The sequence below is a fragment of the Flavobacterium sp. genome (genome assembly GCF_036741995.1).
GTDB lineage: Bacteria > Bacteroidota > Bacteroidia > Flavobacteriales > Flavobacteriaceae > Flavobacterium.
Genome location: NZ_DAINRG010000006.1, coordinates 66,312 through 84,796, shown reverse-complemented (window position 1 = coordinate 84,796; position 18,485 = coordinate 66,312). Strand labels below are relative to the sequence as shown.

The 18,485-nt window shown below is 37.2% G+C and carries 9 protein-coding genes and 1 other RNA gene; 6 read left to right on the top strand and 4 right to left on the bottom strand.

Features of this window, described 5'->3' with window-relative positions; translation table 11 throughout:
• Nucleotides 1-75: 75 nt before the first annotated feature.
• Together ssrA and V7D82_RS04195 are read right to left on the bottom strand one after the other, a co-directional pair.
• Nucleotides 76-474: a transfer-messenger RNA gene (ssrA, locus tag V7D82_RS04200) on the bottom strand.
• Nucleotides 475-545: 71 nt separating this feature from the next.
• Nucleotides 546-1,748 (bottom strand): serine hydrolase domain-containing protein, encoded by a 1,203-nt coding sequence (locus tag V7D82_RS04195; protein WP_333599719.1) that lies wholly within the window; start codon nucleotides 1,746-1,748, stop codon nucleotides 546-548.
• A 297-nt stretch (nucleotides 1,749-2,045) separates the two neighbouring features.
• On the opposite strand from V7D82_RS04195, the gene V7D82_RS04190 reads away from it, so the two are divergent.
• The 3 genes from V7D82_RS04190 (at nucleotide 2,046) to V7D82_RS04180 (ending at nucleotide 7,032) form a co-directional block, all read left to right on the top strand.
• Nucleotides 2,046-3,248, top strand: coding sequence for an NAD(P)-dependent oxidoreductase (locus tag V7D82_RS04190; RefSeq protein ID WP_333599718.1), 1,203 nt, complete (start codon nucleotides 2,046-2,048; stop codon nucleotides 3,246-3,248).
• A 221-nt stretch (nucleotides 3,249-3,469) separates the two neighbouring features.
• Nucleotides 3,470-5,569: a glycoside hydrolase family 97 protein gene (locus V7D82_RS04185; RefSeq protein ID WP_333599717.1), complete on the top strand. Its 2,100-nt coding sequence runs from the start codon at nucleotides 3,470-3,472 to the stop codon at nucleotides 5,567-5,569.
• Between the two features lie 26 nt (nucleotides 5,570-5,595).
• The gene (locus tag V7D82_RS04180; protein WP_333599716.1) at nucleotides 5,596-7,032 is read left to right on the top strand and encodes an MFS transporter; all 1,437 of its coding nucleotides are present in this window, start codon (nucleotides 5,596-5,598) and stop codon (nucleotides 7,030-7,032) included.
• A 94-nt stretch (nucleotides 7,033-7,126) separates the two neighbouring features.
• Here V7D82_RS04180 and V7D82_RS04175 read toward each other — a convergent pair whose 3' ends face one another.
• The gene (locus tag V7D82_RS04175) at nucleotides 7,127-7,762 is read right to left on the bottom strand and encodes a hypothetical protein (RefSeq protein ID WP_333599715.1); all 636 of its coding nucleotides are present in this window, start codon (nucleotides 7,760-7,762) and stop codon (nucleotides 7,127-7,129) included.
• A 286-nt stretch (nucleotides 7,763-8,048) separates the two neighbouring features.
• Between V7D82_RS04175 and V7D82_RS04170 the strand changes: the two genes are divergently transcribed.
• Complete coding sequence (locus V7D82_RS04170; RefSeq protein WP_333599714.1) at nucleotides 8,049-9,236, top strand: M28 family peptidase; 1,188 nt, start codon at nucleotides 8,049-8,051, stop codon at nucleotides 9,234-9,236.
• A 51-nt stretch (nucleotides 9,237-9,287) separates the two neighbouring features.
• Here V7D82_RS04170 and uvrA read toward each other — a convergent pair whose 3' ends face one another.
• Nucleotides 9,288-12,077: an excinuclease ABC subunit UvrA gene (gene uvrA / locus V7D82_RS04165; RefSeq protein ID WP_333599713.1), complete on the bottom strand. Its 2,790-nt coding sequence runs from the start codon at nucleotides 12,075-12,077 to the stop codon at nucleotides 9,288-9,290.
• Between the two features lie 140 nt (nucleotides 12,078-12,217).
• Between uvrA and V7D82_RS04160 the strand changes: the two genes are divergently transcribed.
• Entirely contained in the window at nucleotides 12,218-15,037 is a 2,820-nt protein-coding gene (locus V7D82_RS04160) for a helix-turn-helix and ligand-binding sensor domain-containing protein (RefSeq protein WP_333599712.1), read from the top strand.
• Between the two features lie 391 nt (nucleotides 15,038-15,428).
• Nucleotides 15,429-18,476: a SusC/RagA family TonB-linked outer membrane protein gene (locus tag V7D82_RS04155; RefSeq protein ID WP_333599711.1), complete on the top strand. Its 3,048-nt coding sequence runs from the start codon at nucleotides 15,429-15,431 to the stop codon at nucleotides 18,474-18,476.
• The last annotated feature ends 9 nt before the right edge of the window (nucleotides 18,477-18,485 follow it).

Here is an 18,485-nt window from a genome sequence, read left to right as displayed (position 1 = left end):
GATAGCGGGAGGAGGAGTGTAATGCTGTACGGAGTTCCGCTTCTAAAAATAAAAATCCCGCCAAAGGCAGGATTTTAGTGGAGTCGCCGAGAATCGAACTCGGGTCCAAACAAGCAACTAAAGAGCTTTCTACACGTTTATTTCCTGATTGGGTTTTCGTCATTCTGCAAGGCCAGGAACAGCCACAAAATGCTTATCTTCTTAAATTTTCGTAACAGTCCCGAAGCTCAACTGTTCTTAGGTTCGTATTTACGATTCCCCTATACCGACCGCCACAAACCAAAGCTTTCGAGGTGAATCCTGCTTTCCTACCTTGTAGGAGCGTGGCTAATCTTACTTTAATTCAGATTATGCAGCAAGAGCGTAGTTTCCTTCGCCGTTTATGTTTTTGTGAATTTGGATTTACGAGCAAAAAACACAATGCTCGACGTGCTTACTGTTCAATTCGACTTGCTGTCAAAACCAGTCGACCCCAGTTATAATTCTGATACATCAAAAATTATTCCGCAAAGGTAAGTTAAAAAAGAGAAAATTCAAGCGTTACTTTATTCTTCGCCATCGTCATCCAGTTTGAATGGATAATCACCGAAAAGTGATGCCAATTTCTTGGTTTGATAGGTTTTTTTGGTAAACTTATTGGATAAGACAATAATGGATACTTTTTCTTTTCGCAACGTTATGAACGAAGAGGTATTGCCATGCCACCAGCCATTGTGATAGTAAAAAGGTTCTCCTTTTTCGAACTCAATCATTCTAACGCCAAGACCATAATTCCGTAAACCTTTGCTTTCGTAGCTGTATCCTTTGTAAACTTTTTTAAGTAAATCAGTATTTAAGAAAAAGGGAGCATAACGGGCTTTGTCAAATTTTAGTAAATCTCTAGGTGTAGAGTAAATATTTTTATCGCCATAAATGCCATCTAGATAATCAACGCCAATTTCTACGTTGTTGCCTTTGTAGGATGGTGCAACATTTCCTCTGTCTTTAGTGATGTCAAACACAAAAGTATTGGTCATGCCCAACGGATCAAAAATCATTTCTTTCATGGCTTCCGGATATTTTAAACCGGTTACTTTTTCGATGACTAACGCCAACATGGCATAGTTGGTATTGCAATAGCTGAAGCGCGTGTCTGTTTTTGATTCTAACGGAATTTGTTTTTCCACCATTACCTTTACAATATCTTCATTAGTCAAGGTTTCTTTTTTGTCCCAATTGCCATTTTCATACGTGAAATAAGCATAATTCTTCATGCCACTTCTGTGATTGAGTAACGTTTGAATCGTTACATCAGGGTAAGGGAAATTTTTAATGATGGTAGTTACCTTTTGATTGAGAGTGATTTTTTTGGTATCCACCAGCATTAAAACAGCTGTTGATGTCAACACCTTACTGACGGAAGCGATATGCAATGGCGTGTCTTTGGTAATTTTTTCATCGGTTCTTTTGTTCGCATATCCCATGTAGTTTTCGTAAATGATTTGGCCATTTTTGGCTACTAAAAAAGCAACGTTATCATTTTTCTCCGACCAGGTTTTTTCAAAATACCGGGACACACCATATTTTTTGTCATTAATAAACGACGTAGTCAGTTTTGGCATTTCCTCTTGCAAAGGTTGCATTACGGGAATACCATTCTTGTTTACTTTAAGAACACCGTCATCGGTTTTTTCTTGTTTGGTACAAGAAGTAAAAAGTAACGTAGTGGTAATAAATAGTGCTATATATCGAGGAATTCGGTGTGTCATTTTTGTATAATTGGATAACAAATATAACTATTCAATAAAGGGATAAAACTGCTTTTTCAGAAAGCTATCAACAGGTTTTTCACAATTTAAATATACGATTTTGTAACCCGTTAATTGTCAATTAGTGTCATGAAAATGGTGATTTTTTATTTTTTGAAAAAAGTTTTGAAAACGTTTTCGTTACTACTACTTTTGGTGCCAAATAAAATTGCCTCATGAAACGCCAATCGTTATATTATTTAGTAAAATAATGTTTACATGCGTTACATCTAACCAATAAAACAATAGACACACTAGATGAAATTTGGAATTATAAAAGAAAGAAAAAATCCGCCCGATAGAAGAGTAGTCTTTACTCCCGAAGAATTGGTGCGTTTGCAAACAGAACATCCTGATGCTATTGTAAAAGTAGAGTCTTCCGATATCCGTATTTTTAAAGATGAAGAATATGCAAAACTTGGCCTTGAAGTGGCCGAAGATATCTCGGATTGTGATGTTTTCTTTGGAGTAAAAGAAATTCCGGTGGATTATTTGATTCCGAATAAGAAGTACTTTTTCTTTTCGCATACGATCAAGAAACAAGTCCATAACCGAAAATTACTGCAAGCTGTTTTAGCCAAAAACATTGAACTTTTTGATCATGAAACAATAGTGGATGCCCAGAACAGACGCTTAATTGGTTTTGGCCGTTATGCCGGAATTGTTGGCGCTTACAATGGTTTCAGAGCTTTCGGAATCAAATATGATTTGTTCACATTGCCAAAAGCCGAAACGCTAAACAGCAAAGAAGATTTGATTGTTCGTCTGAAAAGACAAACCTTACCCAATATCAAAATCGTTTTGACCGGACACGGAAAAGTAGGCATGGGCGCTAAGGAAATCCTGGACGGAATGAAAGTAAAGCAGGTATCCATAGAAGATTTTTTAACCAAAATTTACACCCAACCGGTTTATACCCAAATCGATGTTTTGGATTATAACAAAAGACTGGACGGTCAGGTTTTAGACAATCACGATTTCTATAAAAATCCACAAGAGTACACTTCCAATTTTGAGCGCTTTACCAAAGTGGCTGATATTTTTATGGCCGGACATTTTCACGGAAACGGTTCTCCTGATATTCTAACCCGGGAAATGCTTAACGCACCGGATTGTAAAATAAAAGTGGTGGCGGATATTTCCTGTGATGTTGACGGACCCATTGCCTGTACTATAAAAGCCTCGACTATTGCCGAACCTTTTTTTGGTTATTTGCCAAGTGAAAATAAAGAGGTTCCTTACTCGCATCCGGGTTCTATTATGGTGATGTCGGTGGATAATTTGCCTTGCGAATTACCAAAAGATGCCAGCGAAGGCTTTGGCGAAATGTTTATGCAACACGTCATTCCGGCTTTTTTCAACGGAGATAAAGACGGCATTCTGCAACGCGCCAAGATGACCGAAAACGGCAAACTCACCCCAAGATTTGCTTATCTTCAGGATTATGTTGATGAGAAATAATAAAGACTATCCCGATTCGTTCGGGATTTTTTTTTGCCAAAAAATAAAGGAAAAACTATCTAAGAAATCGATTTCGTTAATAACTAATTAAGGCGGTGGTTTGGTGTTCTTTTATATAAATGTATTTTTATAAAAAATAAAGGAAAGTTTTTTAGAATAGTTCAAATTTTGACATCAAAAAATGAGCATTTCAGAAATAACCTTACGCAACACTCTTTTACATGAAAAACACACAACTATTAGGACTGTTATTTTTTGTAGTTTCTTCTTTCGCTCAAAACATTCAGTCACCTTCAAAAGCCATTACTTTAGATTTTAAACTTTCCGCTGATGGCAAACCTACTTACTCCGTTTCCTATAAAAATAAAGCAGTCATTCTTCAAAGTGGTTTAGGAATAAAATTAAAAGAAGGAGGCGATTTGACTTCGGGTTTTAGTATTGAAAACACCGCAAATAAATCGGTTAACGAGTCTTGGCAGCCGGTCTTGGGCGAACAAGCCAATATCAAGAACAATTACAATGAAATGACTATTTCGCTTTTGCAAAAAAATAGCGGAAGGAAAGTCAATATTATTTTCAAGGCTTTTGATGAAGGTGTGGCATTTCGTTATGAATTTCCAAAGCAAGCCAACTTAAATTACTTTATCATTTCGGATGAAGTGTCGCAATTCAATTTGGCCGGAAACCATAAAACCTTCTGGCTTCCGGGCGATTTTGACAGCCAGGAATATGCCTATAATGAAACCAAATTGTCCGAAGTAAACACGGAAACCATCAACAAAAACAACGGAATCGGATTGAAATCCATAGCCGGAAAATATGTAGTGCAATCGCCTTTGATGATGAAATCAGCTGACGGATTGTATATTAACATTTTTGAAGCAGCTGTGGTGAATTATCCGGTAATGCATTTGGATTTGGTTCCCAATGAGTATAAACTGACTTCCCGTTTGGTGCCGAATGCCATTGGTGATAAAGCTTATTTGCAAGCGCCTTGTGTTTCGCCATGGAGAACCATTATGGTGAGTGATGATGCTCGCGATATCGTGGGTTCTAAAATGATTTTAAACTTAAACGAGCCTTCCAAAATTGACGACACTTCCTGGATCAAGCCGATGAAGTATGTTGGGATTTGGTGGGAAATGCACGTAGGGAAATCAACTTGGGATTATGCCGGTTCGCAAAATGCACAAAATACTTTGACCAAAGATTTGATTCCGTCCGGAAAGCATGGAGCTACTACCGAAAATACCAAACGCTATATTGACTTTGCGGCCAAGTATGGTTTCGATGGTGTTTTGGTAGAAGGCTGGAATGTAGGTTGGGAAGACTGGTTTGGCAACTGGAAAGAAAATGTATTTGATTTCACGACACCTTATCCTGATTTTGATTTGAAAGCGGTGAATGATTATGCAAAATCTAAAGGAATTAAAATGATTATGCATCATGAAACTTCGGGTTCAGTGGCTAATTATGAAAGACATTTAGACCGGGCTTTTGATTTGATGAAAAAATACGGCTATCCGGCAGTGAAATCGGGGTATGTGGGCCGAATTATTCCGCGTGGTGAATTTCATGACGGACAAACGATGGTGAATCATTTCAACTTTGTAGCCCAACGCGCCGCTGATTATAAGTTGATGGTCAACTCCCACGAAAGTTCCCGTCCAACCGGTTATAGTAGAACGTATCCAAATTATATCGCAGCAGAAGCGGCCCGTGGCAATGAATTCAATGCCTGGAGCAATGGGAATCCGCCAATGCACGAAACCATTTTACCCTTTACCAGATTATTGGGAGGGCCTATGGATTATACACCGGGCATTTTTGAAATCAAAATGAGTGTTTATAATCCAACCAAAACAGAGCAAGTGCATACAACTTTGGCTAAGCAATTGGCTTTGTATGTAACGATGTATTCGCCTTTGCAAATGGCTGCCGATTTGCCGGAAAATTATGAAAAACATTTAGATGCCTTTCAATTCATTCGCGATGTGGCCGATGATTGGCAGGACAGTAAATATTTAGAAGCGGAGCCAGGTGATTATTTAACGATTGCGCGTAAAGACAAACATTCGGAGAACTGGTTTTTGGGTGCCATTACCGATGAAAATGCCAGAGATACCGAAATCAAACTTGATTTTCTTTCACCAAACAAGAAATACCAAGCCATTATATATCAGGACGGTGCCGATGCCGATTGGCAAAATAATCCAAAATCCTACGCTATAAAAACTATACAAGTCACCTCAAAGTCAAAAATTAAATTACATTTGGCTAAAGGCGGTGGCGCAGCTATTTCTTTTAAACCAATAAATTAAAAACCAACCAAACTAAAACTAATTTTATGAATTCAGAACAAACTAAAACCAATTGGGCGCAATTTATTCCGCTGGTAACCGTATTCTTTTTTTGGGGATTTGTTGCCGCGAGTAACGATATTTTAATTCCTGTTTTCCGAAAAGCATTTGATTTAACACAAGGACAAAGCCAGTTGGTTTCCGTTGCTTTTTATGTGGCCTATACTGTTGGTTCTATCATTTATATGGTTATTTCGTATTTAACCAAAGGCGATTTAATTAACCGAATCGGATACAAAAACTCATTGGCTTTAGGGCTTGTTATTTCGGCATTAGGAACTTTATTGTTTTACCCGGCAGCCAATATGCACTCATTTCCATTAATGCTTTCCGGATTGTTTACGGTAGCGCTTGGTTTTTCTTTGCAACAAACCGTAGCTAATCCTTTGGCAATTGCTTTAGGCCCTATTACTACAGGCTCTCAGCGATTAACATTGGCAGGTGGAATCAACAATTTAGGAACTACTATCGGGCCACTTATTGTGAGTTTTGCTATTTTCGGAGCGGCCACTTCGACCAACACGGAAATGAGTATTGAAAGTGTAAAGGTTCCTTATTTAGTATTAGGAGCCGCCTTTTTACTAGTAGCTGTGTTATTGAAATTGTCTTCCATACCGGACAAACCCAAAGCGGTTGTTGAAAGTGACGATGATACCAATGCCAGCAGAAGTTCGGCATTACAATATCCGCAATTGATTTTAGGTATGATTGGTATTTTCGTTTACGTTGGCGTGGAAGTTTCCACAGCGAGTAATTTGCCGGCTTATATGGAGAAAAACTTAGGCTTTTTGACCAAAGACGTAGCGCCATTTATCTCATTGTATTGGGCTAGTTTGATGATTGGTCGTTGGACTGGAGCTGTAGAAGCTTTTACTGATAATATGAGTACACAAAGGATTTTGCGTTTCATTGCTCCGTACTTGGCCTTCGGTGTATTCTTGGGCGTTAATAAATTTATGAATCACGATTTGACTCCATTTTATGTTTATGCGCTAATTATATTGGTATTAATATTTGCCGATATGGCCAGCAAAGGAAATCCGGCTCGAATGTTATTAATCTTCTCGGTTTTGGGAATTTTAGCTTTGGCAACCGGTATGGCTACTGAAGGAATGGTGAGTGTTTATGCCTTTACCAGTGTTGGGTTATTCTGCAGCACACTGTGGCCTTGTATTTTTACATTAGCAATCAGCGGATTAGGAAAACATACCAGTCAGGGCAGTAGCTTCTTAATCATGATGATTATGGGTGGTGGTATTGTAAGTTGGTTACAAGGATATGTGGCCGACATGACCAATATCCATGCGAGTTATATAGTGGGAGTGTTTTGTTTTGCTTACCTAGCTTTTTATGCCTGGAAAGTTGGTGGCATATTAAAAAATCAAGGAATTGATTTTGATAAAAAAGTAAGTGGAGGACATTAATAATTCGTTCAGATAAAAATCAAAAATCCCGCATCGTTTTCACTTTGCGGGATTTTTTTCATCAAAACTCTAACCAATCAAAACTAACCTAACCTTATTTATTGTCTTTGTCGTCTTCTACTTTTGCTTTTGAACCGTCTTTTTTATAGTAGTAAGTACTATCATCATTAGCAGTTGAACCTCCATAACCATTATCATAATCATCATTGTAATAACCGTCATTGTAGTTGTAGGCATAACCGTAATTTCTGTTTCCTTTTACATTACCAATCATATCTACAAGTTGGCCTCTGCGGTTGTAAACCAATTGCATTCCACCAATTTGCGTCAAAGCATAACGGTTGTATCTCATATAAACAGTACCAATTCTGTTTACCCTATCTCTGGAATCATAGTTAACAAAGGTGTTTCCGATTCTTCGAACTCTACCAAAACTATCATGTTCAATTAGAACACCATAATTAACTCCGCCTCTTGCCGAAGTTGCTGTTCCTTTTCTTCCGGCAGTCTTGTAGAAATAATCTCCTTGACTGTCTTGTGGTCGGGTATTGAAATCAAATTCTCCATTTGGAAAAACGAAAAACTCAATGCCTCTTTCTGTGAATGAGATTGGCTCGTCAAAGCTGTATCTACTTCTGTTTCTTCCATCAGAATTTTTGATTATTTCTGATGCATTCGCTACACTTCCAACCAGTAAAATGCTAGCTACTAAAAGGGTAATTTTTTTCATAATCATTCTAATTTTGAGTTTTTTGCTTACTCTTTCGATTTTCAGCGGCTTCGAACAAAAATTGTTTCTGTTGTATAGCATATTTCAATACGTGTGCCATAACCCGTAAATGAATTCTTAAGGTTTGATTAATAAAATATAAGTAGTAGTGAGTCAGTTTGTTATGTCGATTGTGATTGCTTGATTTCTTCCGGTTATATTATTCTGTAATTGATAATTGAATTGTTTTTTTAGTACATTTGTTTCCGTTTACAAATAAAACCAACCCATTAGTATTCCTTCATCGATGAAAAACCTATTATTTTCATTTTCCTTGTTACTCCTAACAGCAAATGGCTTTAGCCAAACCTACATTCCCTATTATGGTAGTATTGTTGCTCAGTGTTCGCAGACCAACATTACCACCAATTTAACGCAATACGAAAACTTAGGACTTAAAAAACGAGGAACTACCGCCTTAAATAATACGTTCACCTGGTTGAAGAATAAATACTTGAGTTTTGGATATACGGCTACTCAAATTCAAGAAGATGATTATACTTATTCGGGCTCAACAGCGGTTTGCAAAAATTTGATTGTAACCAAAGTGGGAACTCTTTATCCAAATACTTATGTGATTGTTTGTGGCCATTATGATTCTATTGGTGGTACAGGGACTAATGACAATGGTAGCGGACTGGTTTCAATTTTGGAAACCGCCAGATTGTTGCAAAACATTCCAACGGAATACTCCATAAAATTTATCAATTTCAGTGGGGAAGAAGATGGATTGTACGGAAGTAAACACTATGTGAGTGCGGTTGTTAATGGAACGACACCCAAAATGGACATTCGTTTGGTTCTAAATTTAGACGAAGTGGGTGGCGTTGCCGGATTGACCAATGATACCATCACTTGCGAAAGAGATACCAATACTACACCTTCCACCAATAACGCGCTCTCGAGTACCATGACTGATGAGTTGATTACCTGCGTTGGATTGTATTCGCCATTGAATACCGAGTTGTCTTATGCTTATGCTTCGGATTATATGTCTTTTCAAAGTAATAATGAAATCATCACTGGGCTTTTCGAAACCAATGAAACTACTCACAAACACACCAATACCGATTTGTTGATTTATATGGATCCGGTTTATAACTACAATGTGGCCAAAGCTACTATTGGAGCTACGATGCATTTTGCCATTGCCGCAACTTCGGCTTTAGCGAATGACGATTTTCAAAATGACAGTCAGGTGAGCTTTTATCCAAGTCCGGCAAAGGATACTTTGAATATTAATATAGGTACCATTGCGGAGACAAGTTATACCTTTTCGATGATTGATGTGCAAGGAAAAGTTGTCTTCCAAAAAGAAATGCAGAATGCTCATTTAATTGAATCCGTTCCGTTAGAGGGTTTGACCAAAGGAATCTATTTAGCCGTTCTGCAAACCCCAACAAAAAAAGTGACCAAAAAAGTTGTCGTAGAATAATGCAACCAAAACTCAATAAAAAAGCCTTCCAATTTGGAAGGCTTTTTGGTTTTATAATTTGTCTTTCAGGTAAGAACCGGTAATCGATTTTTTGTTCTTTACAATCTCTTCCGGAGTTCCTACCGCCAGCAATTGCCCACCGTTTTCACCACCTTCCGGACCCAAATCGATAATCCAGTCAGCACATTTTATTAAGTCGAGATTATGTTCAATGACAATGATGGAATGGCCTTTTTCAATCAAGGCGTCAAAGGATGCCAATAGTTTTTTAATATCATGAAAATGCAAACCGGTAGTCGGTTCGTCAAAAACGAATAAGGCTTTCTCTTTGGTAACCCCTTTCACTAAGAAGGAGGCCAACTTAATACGCTGTGCTTCTCCACCGGAAAGGGTAGAAGAGGATTGCCCTAATTGAACATAACCCAAACCAACATCTTGCAGCGGTTGTAGTTTTTGCGTGATTTTGGTCTGTTTGTTTTCGGCAAAGAAAGCAATGGCATCATCAATCGTCATTGTTAAAATGTCATCAATGTTTTTGCCTTCGAAAGCTACTTCCAATACTTCTTTTTTGAAACGTTTGCCACCACAAGTATCGCAAGGCAAAGAAACATCCGCCATGAAAACCATTTCCACATTGATAGAACCTTCGCCTTTACAGGTTTCACAACGTCCGCCATCCACATTAAATGAAAAATGTTTGGCCTGATAGCCACGAACTTTGGATAGTTTTTCTTTGGCATACAAATCGCGAATGTCATCGTAGGCTTTAATATACGTCACAGGATTCGAGCGCGAACTTCTTCCGATTGGATTTTGATCTACGTATTCGATGTGCTTGATATGGGAAAAACTTCCGGTCATTTCGCTGAATTGTCCCGCTTTATCGCCAATTCCTTCGAGCTTTTTCTGCATGGCCGGGAAAAGAATCTTTTTGACCAGAGTACTTTTTCCGCTACCGGAAACTCCGGTAATTACAGTCAGACTTTCTAATGGAAAGGCTACGTCAACATTTTGCAGGTTGTTCTCGCGAGCACCTTTGATTTCAATAAAATTGTTTGATTTTCTACGTTTCTTAGGCACAGCAATTTCCAATTGACCGTTTAAATATTTAGCTGTTAGAGAATCGGCCTGGAGGATTTCTGCAAAATTACCTTCGGCTACTAATTCGCCACCAAAAGTTCCCGCTTCCGGACCAATATCGATGATTCTGTCGGCGGCTTTCATAATATCTTCATCATGTTCTACCACAATAACAGTATTGCCTAAATCACGCAGATTCTTTAATACTTTTATCAAGCGTTCCGTGTCTTTCGGATGCAGACCAATGCTAGGTTCATCTAAAATATACATCGAACCGACCAAGCTGCTTCCTAAAGAGGTTGCCAAGTTAATGCGTTGCGATTCTCCTCCGGAAAGCGTGGCGGAATTTCGATTCAACGTCAGATAATCCAAACCAACATCGCTCAAAAAAGCCAATCGGTTGTTGATTTCTATCAGAAGGCGTTTGGCTACTTTTTGATCGTATTCGGAAAGATTCAAATCATTGAAGAATGGAATCAATCGTTTGATAGATAGATCCACCAATTCGGAAATCGTTTTGCCGCCAACGGTTATGTAATTAGCTTCCTTGCGCAGACGCTTGCCTTTGCAGGTGTTGCATTTAGTTTTTCCACGATACCGCGACAGCATCACGCGGTTTTGGATTTTATAATTTTTCTCTTCCAATTCCTGAAAGAAATCGTCTAAACCAGTGAAGAATGCATTGCCTTTCCAAATCAAATCCTTTTGTTCTTCGCTTAATTCAAAGTAAGGTTTGTGAATCGGGAAATCAAATTTATAAGCGTTGTTGACCAATTGGTCACGATACCAGCTCATGCTTTCGCCACGCCAGGGATAAACGGCATTTTCATAAACAGACAAGGCTGAATTAGGAATCACCAATTCGTCATCAATGCCAATGATATTGCCATAGCCTTCGCAAGTTGGGCAAGCACCATACGGATTGTTGAAACTGAAAAGATGAATGTTAGGTTCCAAAAACGTAATGCCATCCAACTCAAAATTGGCGCTGAATTCCATTCGTTTTTTGGTGTCTAATTCCTGTAAAAAGCAAATGCCTTTGCCTTCAAAGAAAGCAGTTTGCACGGCGTCGGCCAATCGGTTGTAAAAATCTTCTTCATCTTTGACAACGATTCGGTCGATGATTAATAAGATATCTTTGTTGTCTAATGAATGCTGTTCGATTTCATCCAAACGTACCATTTCGTTATTCACTAAGATACGGGCAAAACCTTGTTGCAATAGCACTTTTAGTTTGTCTTCCAGCTTTCGGCCTTCTTCTAAATGAATAGGAGAGAGGAGCAGCCATTTGCTGTCAATATCAAATTGTTTCACCGCATTGACTACATCAGAAACCGTATCTTTTTTGACTTCATTGCCGGAAATTGGCGAAAAGGTTTTTCCAATTCGGGCAAAAAGCAATTTTAGATAATCATAAATTTCGGTAGAAGTCCCAACGGTGGAACGGGCATTCGTAGTGTTTACTTTTTGTTCAATGGCAATCGCCGGAGCAATGCCTTTGATGTATTCTACTTTGGGTTTGTCTAATCGGCCCAAGAATTGACGCGCATAGGAAGACAAGCTTTCTACATAGCGGCGTTGTCCTTCGGCATAAAGCGTATCAAAAGCCAAGCTTGATTTTCCGGAACCTGAAAGCCCGGTGATGACTACCAATTCGTTGCGCGGAATTACGACATCCAAATTCTTTAAATTGTGGATTTGTGCCCCTTTGATGAGGATATTTTTCTTTGGTTCTAACGTGGCAATTTCAGTACTTTTCATAGCAAAAAAGGGAATGTTGGCAAAGATAATCATTTCTGAAATGAGAAATGGCACCGAACGAATCACATTTTTTTGTTTTTAGCTTGATGAATTAGAAATGAAACAATATTTTTACCATTCTTATAATCCAACTAAAATTTATGTTCCAGTATAAGTCGTCTTTAAAAACCGTTTTGATAGCCTTGTTGTTTGTTTGTCAACTTACAGCGCAAGAGTTGCCACCCATTGTAAAATATGGTTCAACGGTTTATGGCGCCGGAAATCAAAACTGGATGGTTACGCAGGACAACAATCAGTTTGTTTATTTTGCTAACAACGAAGGCTTATTGGAATTTAATGGTTCGAACTGGACTTTATATCCATCGCCAAATGAAACTATTATACGTTCCGTCAGAGTGGTTAATGACAGGATTTATACGGGTTGTTATATGGAATTTGGTTTTTGGAAACGTCAATCCAACGGTGCTTTAAGGTATACTTCATTAAGCCAAAAAATAAAAAACAAGCTGATTGAAGATGAGCATTTTTGGAACATCATCAACTTAGATCAATGGGTTCTGTTTCAGTCTTTCAATAGGATTTACGTTTACAATTCCAAGGACGGCAGTTTTCAGTTTATTGATAATCATCCTTATATTTTCAGATGTTATAAGATTAACAATTCGATTTATTTTCAAGCGGTTGGTGAAGGTTTGTATGAAGTAGTTAACGGTAAAAGTGTCTTGGTATGCAATGATGAACGCATTAAAAACAACAGAATTGTTGAAATCTACAAGCACAAAGACGGTTTGTTGTTTCAAACAGAAAGAGCCGGAGTTTTTAAATGGGAAGATAAAAAGCTGGATCCATTTTATTTTGAATCGGAAGCCGAATTAAAACCGAATTCCATTTTTTGTGCCAAAATGCTTTCCGACGGTGGCTTTGCCCTTGGGACAATTTCAAACGGAATTTACATCCTAGACAAGCAAGGTAAGATACGATATCATATTACCCAGAACATTGGGCTAAGCAACAATACCATTTTATCCATCAATGAAGATGCCGATAACAACCTTTGGTTAGGTTTGGATAACGGAATTGATTGTATCAACCTGCAATCCCCGATTAAAAGTTACAAAGATGATATTGGTTATTTGGGAACGGTGTATGCTTCGATCAAATTCAAAGACCGAATTTACATTGGAACCAATCAAGGTTTGTTTTATAAAAGTTTGGCCTCAAATGAAGGATTTCATTTTGTAAATGGCACTAAAGGACAGGTTTGGGCGCTTTTTGAACATGATAATCAATTGTTCTGTGGTCATGATTTAGGAACCTTTTTAATTGGCACCGAGGACATTCGTCTTATTAGCAAACAATCCGGGACCTGGAAGTTTAATAGTGTTCCCAACCATGAAAACCTAATTCTGCAAGGAAATTATAATGGCTTATCCGTTATAGAAAAAAAGGATAATACATGGGTTTTTAGAAATAAAATAGCAGGCTTTGATATTTCGTCTCGGTATTTTGAAATTACCAATAAAAACGAAATTTATGTTGGTCATGAATACAAAGGGATTATAAAAGTTTTGCCCAATGCCGATTTTTCAAAAGTCAATAAATTTTACACGCTTAAATCGCCACATAAAGGAAAACACATCAGTTTGGCCAAATACAACGGCACTATCTTTTTTGCCGGAAGAGAAGGAGTTTTTAAACTGAATAGTAAAACCGGTGCTTTTCAAAAAGACAACAATCTGAGTGATGTCTTTAAAAATGACGAGTATATATCAGGGAAATTGAATGTAGACAAGTCCAATAAAATGTGGTTGTTTACGAAGAATTACATTTATTACTTTACTTCCGGCAATTTTGATACCGATTTAAAAAAGCACAAAATTCCGATTCCGTTTTCGATAACGAATCCTATGATTGGGTATGAAAATATTACTCAAATATCCGATAGTGAGTATTTGGTTGGAAAGACGGATGGTTATTTTATCATTAATCTTTCAGACTTTAAAGTCAAAAGCCACAACATTATTCTGACCAACATTAGTGTCAATAAATTAAGTGAGCCTATAGTAAACTTATCGATTACTGATGAAGGCGAATTGCAACATGACGAAAACAACCTTGTTTTCAACTATACAGTTCCACAATACAACCGATTCATAGATGTGGAGTACCAATATATGTTGGAAGGACAACAAGGGCAGTGGAGTGAATGGAGCGCGAAGTCGAGTATCAACTTTAAGAATTTGGAACCTGGTGATTATACTTTTAAAGTAAGAGCCAAAATTGCCAACTCATCCCCGGAGAATACGGTTGAGTATAAGTTTACGATTAAGAAGCCTTGGTATGCTACTAATTTGGCTTGGTTTATTTATATATTATTATTTATAGCTATTGCTTATTATATTAATAAGGCCTACCAAAACTATTATCAGAAGCAAAAAGAAAAACTTATTGAAGAAAACAACCTACTGTTAGAAATAGCGGCTTTAGAAAACGAACAGCAATTGATGAAGCTCAGAAACGAGCAGCTTTCGCAAGATGTAGATGCTAAAAACAGAGAATTGGCTGTCTCTACTATGAGTTTAATTAAGAAAAATGAATTGCTAAGCATCATTAAAGAAGATTTAAAAAAATCATCGGATGAGAATAGTGGTAGAAATATCAAATCGGTAATCTCAACCATTAATCGGAACATTACTGAAGACGATTCTTGGAATGTATTCAAAGAAGCTTTTGATAATGCTGATAAAGATTTCCTTAAGAAGATAAAAGCGGCTCATCCGAGTTTAACGCCAAGTGATTTGAAACTTTGTGCTTATTTAAGACTTAATTTAACCTCAAAAGAGATAGCGCCAATGTTGAATATTTCGATACGAAGTGTGGAGATAAAACGATATCGTTTGCGTAAAAAGCTCAATTTACTGCACGATGATGGTTTGGTGAACTACATTTTAAGCATCTAACTATACAAGTTTACGACAGAACACTACAACATTACCTTTACAACAACCTTTTCGTAAATTACTTTTCAATTTTTTCGAGCCTTTATTTTGTATAGTTGCCGATTCGTTTGGCTCTGTTTTATTGGCTGTTTTGTTAAATTCTTATTTATTCTGCCCAAAAATTTCATTATGTATATTTTTTGTTGTGGTTGATAAAGCATCTCTTATTTTTTAAATAAATAATTTAACAACATCTTAACAAGCCATAGAATATGTCTTGAAAAATTAACCAAAACCAATATAATATTAATCGCTTATGAATTTAAAGCTATTTTCTGAAAGATTTAGGAGAAACCTTTTCCTATTTTCTATGTTTTTTGTCTTTATTGTATCAGCCCAAGCCCAAAAAAAGGTGACTGGAATTGTATCCTCTGGAGGATTACCTTTACCAAGCGCTAACGTTGTGGTTAAAGGAACGACGGTACAAACATCTACTGATATAGATGGAAAGTTTTCCTTAAATGCACCTTCCAATGCTACAAAATTGGTTGTATCTTTTATTGGATATGCTACTAAAGAAGTTACCATTACTGATGGTGAAATGAAAATTGAACTTGCCGAAGAAGGTAATAACTTAGAAGAAGTTGTTATTAACGTTGGGTACGGAACTCAAAAGAAGAGTGTAGTCACCGGATCTATTTCGAAAATCACTGCTAAAGATCTTGAAAAAGTTCCTAACGGTAGAATCGAAACAGCCCTACAAGGTAGAACATCGGGAGTGACTATTGCAATGAACTCAGGACAACCCGGTTCAGCAGCAACAGTTCGTGTTAGAGGTATTACCACTTTTGATGGAAAAGGCGGAAATAACCCAATATGGGTTGTTGACGGAATCATCGTTGATAGTGGTGGAATTGGAGCAATTAACCAATCGGACATCGAATCATTGGAAGTACTAAAAGATGCTGCATCTTTAGCTATTTATGGTTCAAGATCTGCTTCGGGTGTTATCTTAATTACCACTAAAAAAGGAAAAAAAGGGAAAATGACTGTTTCTTATAATGGTTTCACCGGAACATCTGCTCCGGAGAGAACATTAGATTTGTTAAATGCGACTGAGTATGGAGCTTTAATGAACGAACGCTATGTAAATGGTGGCGGAACAGGCGATGTGCCTTATCCGGATTTAGGTGCTTTAGGTAAAGGAACCGATTGGCAAAAAGCTATCTTTAATAATAGTGCAAAACGTTTTTCACACGAAATAAGCATTAGTGGTGGTAATGATGTTTCTAATTTCTATTTGTCATTTGGTAGTCAATATCAAGAAGGTATTGTAATGACTCAAATCTCACAATATGAAAAGAAAAATTTCAGACTTAATTCCAATCACAAAATCAAAGAATGGTTAAATGTTGGACAAACTATTGGATATACCCATCAAAAAAATATCGGACTAGGAAATACTAATAGTGAGTATGGCGGGCCATTGAGTTCAGCTATCAACTTAGATCCTACGACACCTTTAGTAGAGACGGATCCAATTTTAGCCAATGGTATTGCCTATAATAGTCCTTATGTAATTAGGGATGGCAACGGTAATCCTTACGGAATTTCCAATGTTGTTGGGCAAGAAATGACAAACCCATTGGCTTATGCTCAAACAAGATTAGGTCAATTTGGTTGGTCAGATGATTTTGTGGGCAATGTATTTGCCGAAATTGAACCAATAAAAAACTTAAAAATCAAATCTACTTTAGGTTCAAAATTAGCTTATTGGGGAGCAGAAGGTTTTACACCAATGTTTTATTTGAGCGCTACGGTAAACAATACAGTACTTAACAACATCACCAGAAGAAACAATAAAAGCTTTAGCTGGAATATTGAAAACACCGCTACTTATAGCAGAAAGTACAATGAACACAGCTTTTCTTTGTTGATAGGTCAGGGAGCTTATAAAGAAAACCAAATTTATACTGAAACCAGTGTAACCCATTCAGGTTTATCAACCAATGATTATAATTTGGCCAGTTTTAATGACCCAACGGTTACTCAGGCTCATAAATTAGGATATACTTTCAATGGTACTCCACACATCTTAACATCATTGTTTACTCGTTTGACATATGATTTCAAAGAAAAATACCTGTTTACCGGTACAGTAAGAAGAGATGGTTCCTCGCGTTTTGGAGCCAATAAAAAATATGGGGTATTCCCGGCATTTTCTGCTGGTTGGGTTATTTCTAAAGAAGAGTTTTGGAAACAAAATGATTATGTAGACAACTTAAAACTTCGTTTTGGTTATGGAGTAACTGGTAATGATGCGATTGGCGATTTTGGTTATTTGGCTAATATTGACGGAGGCAGAAACTATACTTTAGGAGATGGAACTTCTGTAACTCCGGGTTCAAGTCCAGGCAGAATTTCAAACCCTGATTTGCAATGGGAAGAGACTACACAAACCAACTTCGGATTTGAAACCAAACTTTTTAGAGATTTCAATTTAACGTTTGATATCTACAAGAAAAAAACAACCGGAATTCTTCGTGAAAACCCAATTCCTGGTTATGTGGGAGCGGAAGCGCCACCCTATGCTAATATTGCCGATATGAATAACTCAGGTATTGAAATTGAGCTAGGTTACAAACACAAGTTCAATGACTTTAATTTCTCGGCTAATGCCAATATGTCAACATTGAAAAATGAAGTAACTTATTTAGGTAACAATGTTACGTATTTCACTGGTGATGGTTTCCAATCAATGGGGCCAATCACAAGAACAGAAGTAGGTCATGCTTACAGTAATTTCTACGGATATCAAACAGCTGGCGTTTTCCAAAACCAAGCAGAGATTAATGCCTATACTAATTCATCAGGTGGTTTGATTCAACCAAATGCCGTTCCGGGAGATTTCAGATGGAAAGACAACAATGGTGACGGAACCATCACTGCCGATGATAAAACATTTTTAGGTAGTCCGCTTCCAAAATTAACTTTTGGATTTACCATCAACATGGATTATAAAGGATTTGATTTTATGGCGTTTGCTCAAGGAGTTTCAGGGAACAAAATTTTCCAAGGATTACGTCGTTTAGATATAGCTAATGCTAACTACCAAACCGAAGCTTTAGGCAGATGGAATGGTGAAGGAACTTCTAATTCTTATCCTAGATTAACTAATAATGATACTAATGGTAACTTTAGTAATATGTCTGATTTCTATTTGGAAAACGGTGATTATTTGAGACTTAAAGTAGTTCAGTTTGGTTATTCATTGCCAAGCTCCGTAATTAATAAAGTTGGAATTCAAAAAGTTCGTCTTTATGTAACGGCTGAAAATTTATTGACGTTGACTAAATATACAGGATATGATCCTGAAATTGGTGGAGACGTTTTCGGTATAGACAGAGGATATTATCCACAAGCACGTTCATTCTTGTTTGGAGCTAGTTTACAATTCTAAAAAATAAAT